Annotated in this window: 15 protein-coding genes; 8 read left to right on the top strand and 7 right to left on the bottom strand. The window is 37.5% G+C overall.

Annotation, left to right across the window (positions count from 1 at the left end; all coding sequences use genetic code 11):
- The first annotated feature begins 67 nt into the window (after positions 1–67).
- A complete protein-coding gene (locus tag QNI15_RS20010) occupies positions 68–1,039 on the top strand; it encodes a hypothetical protein (protein ID WP_314033174.1) in 972 nt (323 codons plus the stop codon).
- 59 nt (positions 1,040–1,098) lie between these two features.
- On the opposite strand, the gene QNI15_RS20005 is transcribed toward QNI15_RS20010, so the two are convergent.
- Positions 1,099–1,665 carry a Maf family protein gene (locus tag QNI15_RS20005; protein WP_314033173.1) on the bottom strand — a complete coding sequence of 189 codons (567 nt, stop codon included), beginning with the start codon at positions 1,663–1,665 and terminating at the stop codon, positions 1,099–1,101.
- 154 nt (positions 1,666–1,819) lie between these two features.
- Between QNI15_RS20005 and QNI15_RS20000 the strand changes: the two genes are divergently transcribed.
- The 3 genes from QNI15_RS20000 to QNI15_RS19990 all read left to right on the top strand — a co-directional run bounded on the left by QNI15_RS20000 (position 1,820) and on the right by QNI15_RS19990 (position 4,862).
- Positions 1,820–3,031 (top strand): hypothetical protein, encoded by a 1,212-nt coding sequence (locus QNI15_RS20000; protein ID WP_314033172.1) that lies wholly within the window; start codon positions 1,820–1,822, stop codon positions 3,029–3,031.
- Positions 3,032–3,124: 93 nt separating this feature from the next.
- Positions 3,125–3,694: an RNA polymerase sigma factor gene (locus tag QNI15_RS19995; RefSeq protein ID WP_314033179.1), complete on the top strand. Its 570-nt coding sequence runs from the start codon at positions 3,125–3,127 to the stop codon at positions 3,692–3,694.
- Positions 3,687–4,862 (top strand): hypothetical protein, encoded by a 1,176-nt coding sequence (locus tag QNI15_RS19990; protein WP_313990746.1) that lies wholly within the window; start codon positions 3,687–3,689, stop codon positions 4,860–4,862. The genes QNI15_RS19995 and QNI15_RS19990 overlap by 8 nt, the downstream gene beginning before the upstream one ends.
- 63 nt (positions 4,863–4,925) lie before the next feature.
- Here the strand turns inward: QNI15_RS19990 and QNI15_RS19985 are convergent, their stop codons facing one another.
- The 6 genes from QNI15_RS19985 to QNI15_RS19960 form a co-directional block, all read right to left on the bottom strand.
- Positions 4,926–5,477: an NADAR family protein gene (locus QNI15_RS19985; protein WP_313990749.1), complete on the bottom strand. Its 552-nt coding sequence runs from the start codon at positions 5,475–5,477 to the stop codon at positions 4,926–4,928.
- 35 nt (positions 5,478–5,512) lie between these two features.
- On the bottom strand, positions 5,513–6,451 hold the full coding sequence (locus QNI15_RS19980) for a C45 family peptidase (RefSeq protein ID WP_314033171.1): 939 nt from the start codon (positions 6,449–6,451) through the stop codon (positions 5,513–5,515).
- A 5-nt stretch (positions 6,452–6,456) separates the two neighbouring features.
- Positions 6,457–7,251, bottom strand: coding sequence for a M28 family metallopeptidase (locus QNI15_RS19975; protein ID WP_314033170.1), 795 nt, complete (start codon positions 7,249–7,251; stop codon positions 6,457–6,459).
- A 165-nt stretch (positions 7,252–7,416) separates the two neighbouring features.
- Positions 7,417–8,775, bottom strand: coding sequence for a RagB/SusD family nutrient uptake outer membrane protein (locus QNI15_RS19970; RefSeq protein ID WP_314033169.1), 1,359 nt, complete (start codon positions 8,773–8,775; stop codon positions 7,417–7,419).
- Positions 8,776–8,798: 23 nt separating this feature from the next.
- Positions 8,799–11,843, bottom strand: a complete 3,045-nt coding sequence (locus tag QNI15_RS19965; RefSeq protein WP_313990757.1) for a SusC/RagA family TonB-linked outer membrane protein — start codon at positions 11,841–11,843, stop codon at positions 8,799–8,801.
- An 886-nt stretch (positions 11,844–12,729) separates the two neighbouring features.
- Positions 12,730–13,581, bottom strand: a complete 852-nt coding sequence (locus QNI15_RS19960; protein ID WP_314033168.1) for a substrate-binding domain-containing protein — start codon at positions 13,579–13,581, stop codon at positions 12,730–12,732.
- A 239-nt stretch (positions 13,582–13,820) separates the two neighbouring features.
- On the opposite strand from QNI15_RS19960, the gene bshC reads away from it, so the two are divergent.
- From bshC to QNI15_RS19940, 4 genes are all read left to right on the top strand, one after another.
- Positions 13,821–15,374, top strand: a complete 1,554-nt coding sequence (bshC, locus tag QNI15_RS19955; protein WP_313990763.1) for a bacillithiol biosynthesis cysteine-adding enzyme BshC — start codon at positions 13,821–13,823, stop codon at positions 15,372–15,374.
- Positions 15,375–15,654: 280 nt separating this feature from the next.
- Positions 15,655–16,275, top strand: a complete 621-nt coding sequence (locus tag QNI15_RS19950) for a polysaccharide deacetylase family protein (RefSeq protein ID WP_313990766.1) — start codon at positions 15,655–15,657, stop codon at positions 16,273–16,275.
- Positions 16,276–16,306: 31 nt separating this feature from the next.
- Entirely contained in the window at positions 16,307–17,311 is a 1,005-nt protein-coding gene (locus tag QNI15_RS19945) for a glycosyltransferase (RefSeq protein WP_314033167.1), read from the top strand.
- A 61-nt stretch (positions 17,312–17,372) separates the two neighbouring features.
- Entirely contained in the window at positions 17,373–18,146 is a 774-nt protein-coding gene (locus tag QNI15_RS19940) for a TatD family hydrolase (protein ID WP_314033166.1), read from the top strand.
- Positions 18,147–18,185: the final 39 nt, after the last annotated feature.

Below are 18,185 nucleotides of genomic sequence, written 5' to 3'. Positions count from 1 at the left end.
AGAAGTATTTTTTTCATCAAATTTAAACAGTGATATGAAACTTTTAAACTATTCATTTGCAACAGCTATGCGACTTCCATTACGATTATTAGCGTATGTTTTGCCTGTAATGGTCTTATTATCATCTTGTGATTCTACAGATGGAGATCCGTTAGATCAGACAGAACCATTTGAAAATAATGGAACGTCAACTATTGAGTTGGTACCTAATCAAAACTCATATAGTGTTGGACCAGGCCAAAAAGTAATTCTTTCGTTGAAGATTACAAAAGGAGCAAGTGGAAACCGGCCACAAAAACTTCGTCTGTATGAAACATCTACAGTTGGTACAAAGGAAAGAGAGGCATTCCAAAAAATCGACCTAAAGAATGTTGATTCTCAGACAAAAACAATTGAATATACAGCTCCAACTACAAACGGAACTACTTACTTATATTTTGAAGTAGATGAAAGTGGAGATAAGTACAAAACAACCTATGTTACTGTAATTGTGAGTGGAACAGTAGCTATTGCAGAATGGAATAATATTGAATTAGGAGCTCAGAACGATGCAAAAGCCTCACGCTTTGCTTCTGCTTCCGGACAGATCTATGCAGTGTGTGACATTCTTAAAGGCGTTACAGCTGAAGGAGATAGTACAGATGGTAACTTAAAATATGTAGATATCCTGTATAGAATCACACCTAAAGACAATCCTGCAATTCCAACTTTAATGTCTAATCCTCAAAGTATTACAGATGGGTTTGCAAAAACAACAACTCAATGTGATGGAACACCTCGCTCTGTAGAAGGAGGAAGCCTGAGTTATTTCGCAACAACAACAGCAGATTATGCAACTGCTGATGCAGATGCATTGAAAGCACTAACAGTTTCTAGCTCTAGCGCACAAAAGATCGCGGTTGTAAAAGGTGGGACTTATGCATTTTTAAATGCAGACAACAAAAAAGGACTAATTAAAGTAAATGATATTACAGGAAGTGCTGCTGACATCAATGCAGGAAAAGGTACTATTAACATCAGTGTAAAAGTACTACGTTAATAAAGAGATAAATCTTTCATCAAGCCCTTCCTCTTCAAAACAGGAAGGGCTTCTTGTTTCTACCAAGTTTTCAACACCTTATATACCTTATGAATAGGTAGCCCCATCACATTAAAATAGGAGCCTATAATCTTCTCTACTCCAACCATTCCCATCCATTCCTGTGCCCCATATGCACCTGCTTTGTCAAAAGGTTGGTATTTCTCTATATAATATTCAATTTCATTATCTGTCAGAGCCTTGAAATAGACATCTGTCCGATCTGAAAACACAATTTTCTTCTGAGATGATAAAACACAAACCCCTGTAATTACTTCGTGCATCTTTCCAGAAAGCATATTCAACATGGCTTTGGCTTCTTCCTTATCCACTGGTTTATTCAGAATCTGATTTCCAATAATGACCACAGTATCTGCAGATACCACAATCTCGTTCTGAATCTCATTAGCAAAAGCAGCTGCTTTTTTTTCTGCAAGGAATACAGGCACATCCTGCAAAGGCATATCCGCAGGAAAATCTTCAGCCACATTTTTAGACTGTACACTGAATGTAAATCCGGCATCACGCATTAGTTGCTGCCGACGGGGCGAATTAGACGCCAGTATAATAGGAGGTAACGAAAGCATGTATGGTTAATTCAGGTTATATAATGACTCTTTATCTGCCTACAAAACTACATTTTTCATAATATTCTAAAATTTTTCATTTTCCTGCCAGCGTTTCTTCTGCATACTGCGTCTGGAGATATATGTTTCATTAGCTATTCCAATTATGAAAACTATGTATCTCTTCATCAGGTATGTACTGGTCATATTTGCTCTCAGTACTTTTGTCGGTATTCTTAGTGGCTGTAAAGAAGAAAATATCTCTGCCCATACTACCTCTGAAACGATCTTTACATTACAGGTAAAGGCTATTTCAGATCCACAGAATAAAAAATATGTGGTAGTAGGAGATCAAAACGGAAATGTACTTTCCTACAAAGAACTTCAGGCAAATACAACACTTACATTTAACAAGCCAGAGAATTATACTGGTAATGAATTGACTATTACCTATATATACTGGAATGCCACTTATAACTCCTATAATTTGGTAACAACCCAACAGGTGAAGACCGGAAGTGAATGGACCTGGGATAATGGCATACCTGCAGCTCCTCCTACCTATAGTGCAGCCTTTCAGGTAACCAATGTGCCACCAAATATTTTTCGATTGGTCGCAAGCAGTAGTGGTAACGGAAGTTTACAACCAGGGATATCTTATCCACTCACTCTTCACCAGACTTCTGAAAATATACGAATGCGGCTGGAATACACAGATACCCAACCCAATAAATACTATTTGTTGCAAAACGTCCAACCCAATAAAAACTATATAGTAGATCTATCTGCTTTTGAAACAGGTATTTCTAAAACACTTACCCTAAAAGAATCCGGTTTCGGACTACAAATAGTCTCTATGGGTATTATAAAAGAGAATAAATCGGAAGGTGTATTTGAAGATGGAATTACGAGACACCCAAATCTGGAACAGCCAATTACCTCTTTTTATGTAACCTATCCCAATGTCTCAGTGGACAATTTTTGGATGTATACTGCATTAGATAAGGATTTGTCACAAAGCACGCTATATGAGAAAGAACAACTACAGGTATTTCTTACAAGCAGTTCTATTCCTGATGTCCTACCTACATTAGATGCAGACTTTGAGGTTCAAAATGCATCGTTTCAAAACTTTCAGATGACTACAACCGGAGAACATGATTCATATACGGTAGGTTGGAGTAAAGTTGTTGCCAATCCTACTCCTGGCAATCCAACCTTGTCATGGGCTCTCATCGGAAATTCTCAAGGTGTTGTTACAGCACAACTACCATCTGTACCACAGGAACTCATACAAACCATCCCGATTGATATGAAGTGCAGATATATACAGTTAAGCAAGGGAAGTGGTGAGAATACGTCATCCCGGACAAGAATGTTAAAATAAAATATAAATAGCTGATCGTTTGATTGTTATATTACTAGTCACTGAATATAGAACAACCTATCGATCAGCTTTTATTCCTAAGCATCTTATTCTATTAAATCGTCTATCCAGCCAGACTTACAACATATCGTTACACAATGTGTAAAAGGCAATGAAAATGCCATGAAACAGTTCTACCAGCACTTTCATGGCTATGCCTTATCTGTTTGTATTGCCTATACAGACAATCAGGATGATGCCGTAGAGATTATGAATGATGGTTTTCTCAAAGCATTTCACAGTTTAAGCAAACAGCAAAATATTGATACACTGAAAGGCTGGCTTCGAAGAATTATGGTAAATACAGCTATTGATCATTACAGACGTAATCAGCATCTGAGAAATAATAAGCCACTGGAGAAAGCCAGAATATACCCAACCAAAGACTATGGAGATGAATATGTATATGCACAACTTTCGGCAGAGGAAATTTTGAAACAGGTTCAACAATTGCCAACCCCTTATCGAATGGTATTCAGCCTGTATGTACTGGAAGGATATTCACATCGTGAAATAGCCGAAAAACTGGGAATTGCAGAAAGCACATCCCGATCACATCTAAGTGAAGCCAACATCCGACTACGGGAATTACTAACCCTACAAGCGAAGAAAAATCATGTCTAATCAGGAAGAACAACGTTTACATGATCTGGTAAGAGAGGCCATGGGACAAATCCAGCCATCTTATGAAGAAATACATTGGGAACAAATGCAGGGTAAACTTCATAAGATACCTCAATACCCAAACTGGCTGTGGATAGGAAGCGTTACATGTGTAGTAATACTAATCAGTTGGTTTATTTGGCAGAATAACAATGTAGATACTTCTCTTACTAAAACTTCATCTGTAGCAACTACTTCCCGGTCTCACACAGAACAATCCAAAGCATTACCCTCTGTGGCGCCTAAACTAGCAGATACCGCCCGTAAAGTTATTTCTTTGCAGCCTAAACAAAACGCTCCAGATAAAGCAGAAAATCCTGATTTCAAAACAGAGTCTACAATGGGATATCCGGTAGAATCTCTTATTACAAAAACAATCCTGCCAAATCCTATTGCATATCCGGAAATCAGTTTCAATCAGCCAATTGAAGAGGATATACGAAAAAGAATCGAACAGAGAATTTTGACTTCAGATTCTATAATCACTAAAGTATGGGAGAGAAATAAAAGTAACTGGCGCACTGTGGCTCTTGTGGGTGACTTTACATCCAGTATGTATCCATATGCAACGGAACTCTTTACCTGGCTTGACAAAAACCGAAAAAACAAATCCATCCAGGGGGCTGTATTCTTTACAGATTGTGATAGCCTTGGACAGGAAACAATCCCTAACCAGACCTATGGAAAGATGTTCACCATCCACAATTGGGAAAAAGCCAATGTACTATCTACCTTTATTGATGCGTCACGCAATACACAGCGAAATATCAGGCTTGCCGAGAATGATCTGGAAGCTATTCTCTATGCACAAAACACGTTTCCTGCTATACAATCCTTTGTGCTCATTGCAGACAATAGCAGCCCGATCAAAGACATGCATCTGCTCTCTCAGATAAAGAAACCTGTACACATTATAGTATGTGGATCTACGTATGAAGAAAATACAGGCATTCAGCCTGACCTGATTCAACTGGCTGTAATAACCAAAGGCTCTTTACATACAGTAGAAACCGATCTTAGCAATCTCGCTACTATAAAATCAGGAACACGGGTAGAAGTTGGAGGTAAAAGCTATAAATATAAGAAAGGACGTTTCGTATTACGTAAATTCCATGAATTCTGGAAATAAAACTAAAAATGCTCTGTCACTCTGATAGTACAGATGACAGAGCATTTTCTTGTACATAGACATTTATTTTTTACCTAGCACATCCCTTGCCTCCATCAGTGCAAATCCTAGCAAGTTCTCACCTTTCCATTTATGAGGATTTTCAATATCCGGATTATCTTTAGCCATTCCGATTCCCCATATTCTGTCTACCGGACTAGCTTCTACCAATATACGATCGCCTGTATTCAGAAGGTATTCTTTTAAATCCGGATGTTGAGAAAACTTATAGATATTTCCCTGTTTTACATACTCATACTTGTTCTCATCCCACATAACGGGATCAAAATTGCGGACCTCTCGTCCCAGTTTCTTTGCTTCTGCCGGAGTCTTTGCTACCAGGATCTTTTTCAACGTCTCTTCATCAGTAAACAAACGAGCTTTCTGAGCCATCATCCAATGTTCAGCTGTCTGGTATACAATAGCGTCTACCTCAAAAGCAGATAACCACCATTGGCTAAAACAAGTATCTTTTATTGACCCATCCTTACTGGGTTGATGTCCCCAAAAGAAGACATACTTTAACCGTTCATTTGCTTCATACTTTTTAATCAGCCAGTCTAAATGATATTTCATAGTTGTTATGTGTAGTGGTAAAAATTTTTATTGTCTTATTGTATAGTAATTGAAGAGTTCGCCAAATCAAATACCATCTGTTGAACGGTAATTCCCATCTTTACATAAGTATCACTCAAAATCTCTAGACAAACCGCTGTGGTGTCAGGAGTTTTCATTGATAATAATTCATTGGTCCGGTCAAATCTTCCACAGGATGATTGCTGCAACACATCACCTGTTTTTAATTCATTGGTAAACTCACGATAGTTATTAGTAACAATCAGATGGCCATTTTGAGGATAACGCAACGCGTATTTTCTGGGAGTCCGTTCGATAACAACCATTTCATCAGCTTGCGTACCAACCAACATCAATAAACAATCTGATGCAATCTCTGTTTTACTCAATATATCTCTCGCCTCTTCAAATGAATTAGCATTCTCTAGCACATCTCTAATAAGCAACGTAATAGGAGGAGCCAGATTAGGACTTTCTGTACTGGAAACAGCATTTAATGTAATTGAAAACCTGTTAGGTTTAAAGCCAGAAAGCACACCCACAAAACCAATCCAACTCACAGCAGAATAAAGCGTCTCTCCATTACGTATAAAATGAAAAATCTTCGTATGCTTTTTCAATGCATCATTTTCTGTCCACCAGTCCAGGTTTCGGGCATGCAAATTACCTCTTCCATTACTCACAGCAAAAGCTGTACATCCAAAGACAAATTTTAATGCATCGTAATATAAGTTGGTAAGTAAGATTTCATTCTCTGAAAACTGAGAAAAGGCAGCTATACTTTGAATTTCCTGTAAGTATTCTTTTTTTACAAAGGTAGCTTTATAATAGTCAATGGCATCCTGAAAGAAACTCACATCTCCCAGATCTTTCAGATAATAACCAATCAATACATCAATCTCACTCTGATAACTCTGCAAGAAATCCCACCGGGACTGAGGTGGCAGATCCAGATTTATTATTAATTCTTCCATACTACTTATTTGTCGAGTGCCAGCAATGTTTGCCAGATTATGTTTGAGGTCATCTGAAGGCTTTCTTCCGAAAGGTGTTCGCTGAGATCAGAAGGTTGATGGTAGTGCTTAAATAAGGGAGCTTGTGTGATAATCTCCCAGAGAGTAGTCTGATCTACATCAAATTCTTGCGCCTTGTAATAATGCCATGCCACTTCGATATCTTTTTCAGAGATACAGGTTACTGTAAAAGCATCAACTAAACCAGCTTTCTGAAAACTCATATGATCAGCCTGATTAGTAACAATGCGATCAAAACGGCGGGTAAATATATTATGAGCATTGGCGGTCGATTCCAATGTTTTCAGAATTCGTCCCTTACTCTTTTCAGTTAGTGACCAGAGCGCCAACCGATCGCCTTGCCCTACCATTTCCAGATTAATCAGTCCCGTCATCCCATTTATGCCAAGTTGCTTTACATAAGCCGTAGAACCTTTCAGGTTTCGTTCTTCTTCATCAAAGAAGAAAAATCCAATGCCCAAAGACTTCAACGGCTTAATTTGGTTCCGTCGAATTAGATCAAGGCATACAGCTATAGCAGAGGCATTATCATTAGCACCAGGTGAATTCTTCACTACATCAAAATGTGAACTAATTCCTATCCATTGAGGTCTCCCGGAAGGTAATAGAATATTCCGTCCGGTAGCGTAGGGATGTATTTCATAAGGTATTCCCCAACGAATGAGGGTTTGTTCAATGAATTCACTCCGTTGGTGATCGCTTTTCCCTTCTAATTTCTTTATAATTTCCAGCAGTTGCATGTACAGCTATTCTTTTTCCGCAATTTATAAAGAGTATTGAGTATGCATTACACTTTTGTGATTAAAAAAGCCTTTTCAAAACATAAACAGATGTTCCAATAAACAAACATCCCACTTAATGCATTAAGTGGGATGTTTGTTAGTAAAGATTATATTTTAAAAGAATTAGTATCCTTCATTCTGAACCATATTAGGATTAGCAGTAATCTCTCCTCTTGGAATTGGAAAAGCCAATGAAGCTGCTCCATAAGCAATACCATTTTTATTAAAGGTTTGGCGAGAATCCACATATGGGATACTTAATCCATTACGAAGTAGATCATAGGAACGATGTCCTTCCATTGCTAACTCTTTACGTCTCTCTTCTAAGATATCATCAAGAGAAACAGTTTCATAGGAATAATTACTACGATTTTCCGCAATTAAATTCAGATAATCTGCTGCATCTTCTGTAGACTCCAGATGATACAATGCTTCTGCATAATTAAGGATTACTTCTTCATAACGAATCACTTTAATAGAACTAGTATACTCAGGATACTTTCCTATCATTCGATAAACGCTTTCATCTGCACTATACAATTTTTTACGTACATCTGCATTGTCATAAGAATTATAGAGATCTTTTGTTACTTGTATATCTCCATAATTTGTCGCCTGATATATATAGAACAAGCTACCATTACCAAGATTATCAGAATTCGTATATGCAAGTTCAAATAAAGAATGTCCTTCGCCCGGATTGTTCCAATAACCAGTATATTCACTCTTGCTCAGTACACTAAAATTCCCAGAATCAATAACCTTTTTAGCTGCTACAGCAGCTTTAGCATAATCTTTAATGTATAAGTAGTAACGTGATTGTAATGCATATACAGCCCAAGTAGTGATCTGAGTAGGAGAAGTTCCATCCAAGCTTGGGTCCATGATTTCTATTGCCTTTGCAAAATCAGCGCCGACTTGGTTCCATACTTCTTCTATAGTTGCTCGCTTAGGATAAATATTTCCATCATTATAAGCTGTAATAATAGGAACACCTAAGGTACCACCCGTTACATATTGTTGACCAAACAAGCGTAATAGATCCATATGCGCCAATGCCCTTACTGCATATGCCTGTCCTTTCACATATTGAACTTCTGGAGTATCATTACCTGTTATCTCAGATTGAATCACGATATTAGCATTAACAATTACAGAATAAATCCGAGACCATGTATCTGTAGAATAAGCATCATTTGACGTCATAACAAATTGAGCAGGAGATACAAACCGACCAGAGCTACCAGAACTAAATGCATTATCAGAGCGTACTTCTGCAAATACTATATAGTCTCTTCCATAATAATCTGATTCATTCATCCGATTATAAGCTCCAGCCATTATTCCCCTCAAATCATCAATTGTATTAACATTTGTTGCAACATCTTTATCTTTGGTCAATTCAGGTTCTAAAAAATCTTTAGTACATGAGAATAAACAAACCGTAAACAGAATCGCAAAATATTTTGATAGTCTATTCATTTTCTTTGTGTTTTATAAGATCGTTAAAAGGTAACATTTAATCCAACTGCAACTGTCTTAAGAGGCTGTGCGGTTAACTGCAATAAACCATCTGCTCTTGTTTCAGGATCAAATTGCAGCTTTTTATCAGCAACCCAAGTCCACAAATTATTTCCTTTTACATAAACGGAAGCACTACCTAATTTCAGTTTCGAGATAAGAGTTGTTGGGAAATTATAACCTAATGTAATATCTCTTAATCTAAAGTACTCACCACTATATAAACGTCTAGTTGAATTAGAGTTAGATAAAGAAGTATTATTATATACATTCTTTGGATTTTCAGCTAGATCACCAGGCTTTTGCCATCTGTCATATTGACTAGCATAAGCATTAGCAATAGTAAATGTAAATTTCCCGTCAGATTGTGTATAAGATCCCCAGCTATCGTAAATCTTGTTACCCGTAGAATAATATAGGTTAGCGCTTAAATAGATCCCTTTATAATCAAATCGGTTTGTTATACCTCCATAAAAAGTAGGCAGAGCACTTGCATGAAAAGAATAGCCTGCTTGTGAATATGTTGAGGTTGTTTCTCCACTTGTACCTGACTTATACCATAGAGGCGAGCCTGTTTGAGGATCAACGCCAGCCCAGGTAGGCATATACCAGGAATATACAGGATGTCCAGTTTGCACGATCCGAGTACTGGATGTTATTTTAATCTCATCTCCTGTAGAAGAAGTAGCAAGCTTAGTAACCTTATTATGTACTGAAGTAAGATTAACATTTACATTCCATTTAAATGCGCTTGCTTTCAAAATATCAGCTCCAACAGTCACTTCGAATCCTTTATTAACCATTTCTCCTACATTTTGAGTCTGATTAGTGAAACCCGTTGTATAAGATAATGGTACCTCCTGTAACAAGTCATAAGTTCTTCGACGAAAATACTCAACAGTAGCATTAATACGCCCAAACAATTCAACATCTAAACCAACGTTGACATTGGCATTTTTCTCCCATGTCAGATTTGTATTTCCTACCTGTCCAGGAGACACTGCTGGCCCACCATTATATACACCACCATAACTTAGTAAAGATTGATATTTGTTGGGATCAATATTAGAGTTACCCGTAACTCCATAACTAGCCCGTAACTTTGCTAATGTAAGCCAGCTTTTCATACTTTGCATAAATGTTTCTTCAGAAAAGCTCCAGGCAGCGCCAATAGAATAAAATGTACCCCAACGTTTACCAGGTGCAAATTTAGAGCTACCTTCCCCACGAATTGTTCCATCTAATGAAATTGAATTTTTAAATTTGTAGCCTATAATACCTGAAACGGCATTTAATGACCAATCCTCTGTATAACCTGTCCATCCATCAGTTGTAGAAATAGATTCCGGATAAATCAAGCCATCTGCTGCTATTCCATAGCCACTTACACCTAATGTATAGTACTGATTTCGTTGTGATTCATATACAGCTTTTAAATCAACCCTATGGTTAGAATTAATTTGCCATCCATACTCTAACATATTCTTCCAGTTCCAGTTAAAGTTCCGATTAGAATAAGCCTCCGATGTACCATTTTGAGTTGGGTCATCAGGGTCTCTCACACCATCACCATAATTACGATTAGCAAAATATAATTCCTCATTTAATATATAGTCCAAACCTAAAGTAGTAGTAAATTTCAGGTTATTCAGAATATCATATCCTAAAGAAGCTACATTGAAAATGTGAGTTTGCTTTCTACGATTTATATTATATTTGGCTATATATAATGGGTTAAAAATTGCGTTGGCTGACATATTAGTATTAATGCTACCATCTTCATTATATGGCTTATCCATTGGGCGCAAAAACAAATAGGCAGCATCAGGATTTCCAAAATAAGCAGAATTTTCTAATTGACCATTTTGAAGAACATAAGATATATTAGTAGAGTTATTCAAAGTAAGTTTATTCGTCAATGCATTCTGCAGACTTACTTTGCCTGTATAACGTTTGTAGTTAGATCCAGTATTGACCCCATCCTGTGCAAAATAACCAAGAGAGGTATAATAATTAGATTTATCATTCCCTCCACGAACGGAGAAATCCAGAGAATATGTCTTTGCATCTTTATTACTTACAACATCACGCCAATCTGTATTAGTAGTTCCATCCCACCCACTAGGATAATTTTTTTTAGCTTCTTCAATTGTAGATGCATCACCTGAATTTACTAACGATTCATAATATAGTTCATCCCATTGAGAAGCATTTAACATCTTGGGACCCTTTATAGCTCTTGACACAACACCAGTTTGAGCAGAAACAGAAAAAACAGGTTTTCCTACTTTTCCTTTTTTGGTTGTAATAACAATAACCCCATTAGCTCCACGAGCTCCATAAAAGGCGGTAGCACTTGCATCTTTCAACACAGTCATACTTTCAATATCATTACTATTCAGAGAAGATAAGACGCTTAACGTACCTGTAGAAGTAGATCGTTCTAACTCTCCAGATACAACTGGTACCCCATCAATAACAAATAAAGGAGCATTACTACCAATTATAGAGCTTACACCTCTGATACGAATATCCTGCAGAGCACCCGGAGTACCAGAGCTTGCAGACATTTGCAAACCAGCCACATTGCCTTGTAGTGCCTGATCTACTGTTGCAAAAGGTTTATGCTCAATCTTATCTCCACCCAGAGTAGTAGCAGATCCAGTAAACGAAAGTTTGTCTCGATTACCATAACCAGTCACAACTACCTCGCTCAAGCTTTGAGCATCAGTAAGTAATGATACATCAACAGTTGATTGCCCATTAATAGTAACTTCCTTGGTAGCAAAGCCAATAAAAGAAAACTGTAGGATGGCATTAGACTGTGTTACAGTAATACTATACTTACCAGTGGCATCCGTTATACTACCAGTAGTAGTACCTTTAACAATAACACTAACTCCTGGTAAAGGATCATTTGTTCCTGAGTCTATTACCCGGCCAGTCACAACTCTTTCTTGTGCTTGTACTGTCAAGCTTATTGCACTAATAAACAAGAAAGACATGAGTAGTAGTTGAATTTTCCTCATATGTAATTGTTTGAAGTTTGTTAATTATTTGTGAAATGCAAATGTATAAATATTACTATTGACTTCTCGCTTTATTCGAAATAAAAATTTGCTTTATCGCTTTTTAAACAAATTGAATTCTATAATTTTCAGTCAATATCTAATTATTCAATCTCTTGAACAATATATTATGAGCAATTTTTACACAAAAAACCATCCATAACAACTTAAAAATATTTCGAAATACACATATTTTAGTAAATTATATTTTGTACAAAACCAATATTGCGAAAGCAAATAATGAAACAATAAAATTCAACTGAATAATATTACAATACCCTGATCCCAGATAAGAATTGTCATATTGAAAGTAGAATATCCCAACAAAGACTTATAAGGTATAAACACTGATAAGACAATAAACTTCTCTTAGATAGGCTTTCAACAAAACAAAATAGTATAGAACAATAGAATCTATAAAAGCAGAGAAGTAGGATAACATCGAATTGGCATAGGAACCTGGTGAAAAAAGTTCTTCTGATATATGAAGATAGAATGGTATTGAAAGTGAAAATGTCAACTCTACAATAATCAATAGCCTGTTTGGTAGACTCGTTAATTTATTCTCTAAAAATATCGTATTTACTTTGTTTGAAAGGGAAAGAATAATGAAGTTGTTTAGTGCAATTAATGGCTCAATAGGTAGCTTTTGTAGTAAACTGGGGCTTTTTGAGGGATACAGTAGCAGCTATCGACTGATAGATGGTTATTGTCTTAGTTCTTCAAGAACTTTACTATTATCAGCATTTAAAGCCTTTAAAAAATTTACACTAAGCAACTTCATTAAAAAACTCTAAGAATAGAAAGAAAAACAACACCTATTGAGTCTTATTCTCTTTCTGTAAGATCAATCTTGCAAAGTAGTAATCAATTCAGTAGCAGGTATTTTGCCGGTAATAGTTCCTGCTTTTTGCAAAGTTTCCATCACATTATCCAGCATTGAAACCTCAATATTATTTGTTGTAGCCCACTCTGTTTCTGTGATCCATTGTTGTACATCAGCCAATGGCAATGAGTATCGCTGCGCAATCAATTCATCTAAACCAGGTCGTTCCTTGAAGCTACTCACAAACTCATTAAACAAATCACAAACAAGCTTGAGCTTTCCTGATTTATTGGCAATCACTTCATTACGCGCCACCAGCACAAATCCAGGCCAGGGAGTTGGACATATACCTACTCGCCTTAATTCTCCACTATCCACATAAGGCTGCGTCATTACCCTTTCCCACATCAATACATCAGCCTCATTATCTCTCAAGCCTTTACGCATTCCCTCGAGATTATTCAGTACAACCATTGACAGGTCTGCCAGATTCCATCCACGTTGTAAGGCATTGACATAAGCCATCAGTTGAGAGCCTGAACCTAAGCGACTGATAGCAAATCGTGCTGCCCTTAGATCATCTACCTGTTGAAATGCAGAAGACTGATTCACAAAAATCCCCCAGTTCAAAGGTGTTTGTACATGTATTTTCAGAAGTTGGGAAGGATTGCCATTGATAATATCTGCCACAATACCCTCCGTAAGAATCGTAGCTATGTCAAGATCTCCTTCCCGCAAAGCCTTATTCATAGCGCCTGTTCCACCCGGATAATCTGTCCATTCCAGTTCAATGCCTTTCGATGAAAAAATTCCTTCCTCAATAGCCAATCGCCAGGGAAGATTAAAATGCTCAGGTACACCGCCAATACGCATAAAAATAAAAGTAACTTGGGTGAAAAACAGGATTTAAGCAACTGTATCTTTCAGCTTTTATAAACAGTAAATCAGAAGAAAACGAACCATTTAAGCCCGGATTACAGTTTTGGCAATATTAGTAAATTATCAGCAGACACAAATAATCTACCCGACATAGTTCCAATAGACCATTTATTTAAAAGTATATAACAAATCTATTCATCCCTTTATATTTACGCACGCAAACATCCACCTGAATGACAACACAATTTTTATCTCTGCAACAAACGAATCAGTTTTCTTCTCTCTTTTTAGATTATATTCAGCAAAAGGATACTCTAGCCTCTTTTTACACTACATTTCCAACTCTGGATAATTTTGGTAAGATCCTGCAATCCAAAGCTTTTGATGTCTCAAAAAGAGAAGCCCTACATCAGGTATTAAAAGAACAATATACCGGATATTCCTCTGCTATAGTTCAGAAACAGATTGATAGTCTGCTTCAACCCAATACATTTACAGTGACTACCGGTCACCAGTTAAATATATTCAGTGGGCCGTTGTATGTTATCTATAAGCTGGTGACAACCATTAATCTGGCGAAACAACTTCAGGAAAAATATCCGGATTATCAGTTTGTTCCGGTTTATTGGATGGCAACAGAAGACCATGACTTTGAGGAAATCAGCTATTTTAATCTGTTTGGCAAAAAATACACGTGGGAAACAACTCAGACTGGAGCCGTAGGACGGATGAATCCAACAGAAATTCAAACTGTACTGGATCAATTGTCAGACAAGTTTCCCGTGTTTGAAAAGGCGTATCTAACCTACCAAACTCTGGCAGATGCCACACGATGTTGGGTTACAGACCTGTTTGGTGATCAGGGACTACTCTGTATAGACGCAGATCATCCAACTCTCAAAGGCGAATTCCGACAAGCCATCAAGGCAGATGTTTTTGATCAGGTTACTCAAACTGTAGTGAATCAGACCTCTGAGAAACTGGAAGCGTTGGGATATAAGACTCAGGTCAATGCACGTGACAGCAACTTCTTTTACCTGGATCATGGCATGCGGGAACGAATTGTACATAATCATGGTCGTTTCCGAATACTGAATACCGAACTTTCCTTCTCTAAAGAAGAAGTTTCACAAATGATAGACCAGCAACCGGAACGATTTAGCCCCAATGTATTACTTCGTCCTGTCTATCAGGAAACAATACTTCCCAATCTGGCTTACATTGGCGGTCCTGCCGAGGTGGCTTACTGGCTACAGCTTAAAGACCTGTTTGACAAGCTAGAAACTCCATTTCCAATTGTAATGCCTCGAAATTTTGCACTGATCCTTAACGACAATACACAAAAGAAACTTGATAAAACAGGTTTGACAGTAGCTGACCTGTTCACAGATGAGGTCTCCTTAAAACGGAAGTATGTGGAAAAGACAGTAGGCGAACCAATTTCTTTATTTACGGAAATACAGGATCTTACATCACTATTTGATCGTATTGTACAAAAAGCGGTTACCTTAGATAAATCGCTGGAAGGATTTGTCGGAGCAGAAAAGCAAAAGGCGAAAACCTCTCTGGAGAATATAGAAAAACGTCTTCGTAAAGCAGAAGAACAAAAGCAGGAAACAGGTATTCAACAAGTTTTAACGTTGAAAAACAAATTATTTCCAGGAGGAAGCTTACAAGAGCGGACAGACAATATGCTGAATTTTTATGCAAACAATCCGGAGTTCATCCATACGTTACTGCAACAATTTGACCCATTGCGATTCGAATTTCAAATTATAACAGGGTAAGATTACATCTTTCTCTTCGTCATATTATAGAATCATTTTGCCAATATTACATAAGGCTATTTTGCAGAGTAACATATGCAGAATAGCCTTATTTTTGTGCTGTCAGTAAGCCTATTATAATTAAGAGTTTAGCAAAAAGCAGAGGCCTAGTTGACTATCTGATTAGAGTTAGAATCAGTACAATTTCAGTGGTAATTATATAAGCTGTCTTGTAGTTAAAATCTAATGCTAACCGGGTAACTAACACCATTCTTGTCCACTGTTTTAAACTATACAGACTATGTACTGGCATAAGACTCCTTCCTGGCTACAAAAGTTTTATCCAACTTTTACCTGGCGAAAGCCCGATACTGAAAAAAAGCTTTATCTTACTTTTGATGATGGTCCTATCCCAGGTATGACTACATGGGTTCTGGATCAACTGACACAGTATCAGATAAAAGCAACATTCTTCTGTGTAGGTGATAACATTCGCAAATATCCAGAAGTATTCTCATGGGTACGTTTGCAAGGGCATGCACTAGGTAACCATACTTTTAATCATATGAATGGCTGGAAGACTCCTCAGGATGAATATATCCGTAATACTCAATTCTGTCAGAGGTTTTTGGGTACTGACACCAAAATTTTCCGTCCACCTTATGGGCGTATCAAAAAAAAGCAGGCATTGCAGCTTCAGCAAGAAGGATATGAGATTATTATGTGGGACGTACTTACAGGAGATTTTGACAGAAAGCTGTCTCCTGAGAAATGCCTGAAAAAAACCATAGAAGCTACAGAAAATGGGTCTATTATTGTCTTTCATGACAATGTCAAAGCTGAAGAACGTATTACCCATGTACTACCCCGCTATATTGAACATTGCCTGGAGAAGGGCTTTACGTTTGAGGTATTGAAATAACACATACAGGTACAAAAGAAATCTTATACATTTGTCTAAAAATGACAACTTGCGTATGGTCTCTATTCTGATTGCAGCACGAAACGAGGAACACACCATTCTCCGCTGTCTGCAATCCATAGATCAACTCACATACCCCAGAAACCAGTGGGAAGTATGGATTGGCGATGATGATTCTCAGGACCAGACACATACACTGATAGAAGGCTTTATTTGTAACAAACCTAACTTTCATCTTCTACGCATCACAAACACACTGGGTAATGCCAGAGGAAAGGCCAATGTATTAGCTCATCTGGCCCAACAAGCTCAAGGAGACTATTTTCTGATAACAGATGCTGATGTTGCGGTTCCTTCTCACTGGATACAGTGCATGCTGGCACCTTGTCAAGGTCAGGTAGGGGTTGTTACAGGCATTACCATTCCTATATATACCAACACCTGGACAGCATTACAAGCCATTGATTGGGTATATGCATTGTATATTATAGAAAAATTATCCCACTGGCAGATTCCTGCTACAGCCATGGGTAACAATATGCTGGTAACCCGTCTCAGTTATGAGGCTACTGGAGGTTATGCAACCATTCCTTTTTCAATTACAGAAGATTATCAATTATTCAAAGAAATATTAGACCGTAGATATACTTTTCGACAAGTATATACTCATGAAGCGTTAGCATTAACACTACCAATCTCAACTGCACCAGCCTGGCTACAACAGCGAAAGAGGTGGGCACATGGAGCATTGCAAACTCCCTGGTATATCCGCCTTCCACTACTAGCACCACTTTTCTTCTGGATTATACTTTTGATACTGGCATTTTCTCAGCCATGGCTATCTCTTTGTTTGTGGCTAGGAAGTCTGCTTATACAGACAATAATAGCAGTAGCAGGCATTCACCGTTTAAAACAACAGAAGTTATACTGGTATAGCTTCCTGTTTCCTTTGTATTTTCAATTGGGAACATTGGCAACATTGATTTATTATTACCTACCTGTCAAAACGATCTGGAAAGGGCGAACATATGAATGATTTCAGGAATATGTATGTTTGCACAGAATACAAGGATTATCTGAATATACCATACTAAATTATGCAATTTGTAGATACACACGCCCACATTTATGGGGACCAGTTTAACAACGATCGGGAGGTAATGCTCAAACGGACGTTTAGTGCAGGCGTGACAAAAATTTTTATGCCCAATGTAGATAGCACATCCATTGAGGGTATGCTGGCATTGGAAGACCAATACCCTGATCATTGCTTTTCTATGATGGGAGTGCATCCCTGCAGCATTGAAACGGATTTTGAAAGAGAACTAAAGATTGCGGAAGACTGGCTTGCCAAACGAAAGTTTGTAGCTATTGGTGAAATAGGGCTAGACTATTACTGGTCTATGGAATTTGTAGAACAACAAAAAGAAGCATTAAAAATACAGGTTAGTTGGGCAAAAAAATACGATCTACCTATTGTCATTCATTGTAGAGATTCATTTAGAGATACGGTAGCTGTACTGGCAGAAACTGGTATTACAGGATTGAAAGGAATTTTCCATTGCTTTTCAGGTTCTATAGAAGATGCGCAAATTGCTATTGATATGGGCTTTAAACTCGGTATTGGAGGGGTAAGTACCTTTAAAAATGGAGGTTTGGATAAAGTAATTCCTTTTGTCGAGCTGAAACATCTGGTACTGGAAACAGACAGTCCCTATCTGGCACCAGTCCCATACCGGGGTAAACGTAATGAAACCAGTTATATTCCGTTGATTGCTCAACGAGTAGCAGACCTGAAAGGAATCTCTGTAGCCACTGTAGCGGAAGTAACTACACAAAATGCACTTTCATTATTTGGAGTAAAGGCATAAATATACTACTCAGCACTTCATCACAAACTAAACAGTAAC

The organism is Xanthocytophaga flava (assembly GCF_030068545.1).
In the GTDB taxonomy this organism is placed as follows: Bacteria; Bacteroidota; Bacteroidia; order Cytophagales; family 172606-1; genus Xanthocytophaga; species Xanthocytophaga flava.
Note: the sequence above shows the minus strand (reverse complement) of the source record. Positions and strands in the feature narration are given on the sequence as shown.

Excerpts from the sequence above, each read along its gene's own strand:
- QNI15_RS20010 (WP_314033174.1), top strand. The coding sequence starts at position 68 with ATGCGACTTCCATTACGATTATTAGCGTATGTTTTGCCTGTAATGGTC.
- QNI15_RS20005 (WP_314033173.1), bottom strand. The coding sequence starts at position 1,665 with ATGCTTTCGTTACCTCCTATTATACTGGCGTCTAATTCGCCCCGTCGG.
- QNI15_RS20000 (WP_314033172.1), top strand. The coding sequence starts at position 1,820 with ATGTATCTCTTCATCAGGTATGTACTGGTCATATTTGCTCTCAGTACT.
- QNI15_RS19990 (WP_313990746.1), top strand. The coding sequence starts at position 3,687 with ATGTCTAATCAGGAAGAACAACGTTTACATGATCTGGTAAGAGAGGCC.
- QNI15_RS19985 (WP_313990749.1), bottom strand. The coding sequence starts at position 5,477 with ATGAAATATCATTTAGACTGGCTGATTAAAAAGTATGAAGCAAATGAA.
- QNI15_RS19980 (WP_314033171.1), bottom strand. The coding sequence starts at position 6,451 with ATGGAAGAATTAATAATAAATCTGGATCTGCCACCTCAGTCCCGGTGG.
- QNI15_RS19975 (WP_314033170.1), bottom strand. The coding sequence starts at position 7,251 with ATGCAACTGCTGGAAATTATAAAGAAATTAGAAGGGAAAAGCGATCAC.
- QNI15_RS19970 (WP_314033169.1), bottom strand. The coding sequence starts at position 8,775 with ATGAATAGACTATCAAAATATTTTGCGATTCTGTTTACGGTTTGTTTA.
- QNI15_RS19965 (WP_313990757.1), bottom strand. The coding sequence starts at position 11,843 with ATGAGGAAAATTCAACTACTACTCATGTCTTTCTTGTTTATTAGTGCA.
- QNI15_RS19960 (WP_314033168.1), bottom strand. The coding sequence starts at position 13,581 with ATGCGTATTGGCGGTGTACCTGAGCATTTTAATCTTCCCTGGCGATTG.
- bshC (WP_313990763.1), top strand. The coding sequence starts at position 13,821 with ATGACAACACAATTTTTATCTCTGCAACAAACGAATCAGTTTTCTTCT.
- QNI15_RS19950 (WP_313990766.1), top strand. The coding sequence starts at position 15,655 with ATGTACTGGCATAAGACTCCTTCCTGGCTACAAAAGTTTTATCCAACT.
- QNI15_RS19940 (WP_314033166.1), top strand. The coding sequence starts at position 17,373 with ATGCAATTTGTAGATACACACGCCCACATTTATGGGGACCAGTTTAAC.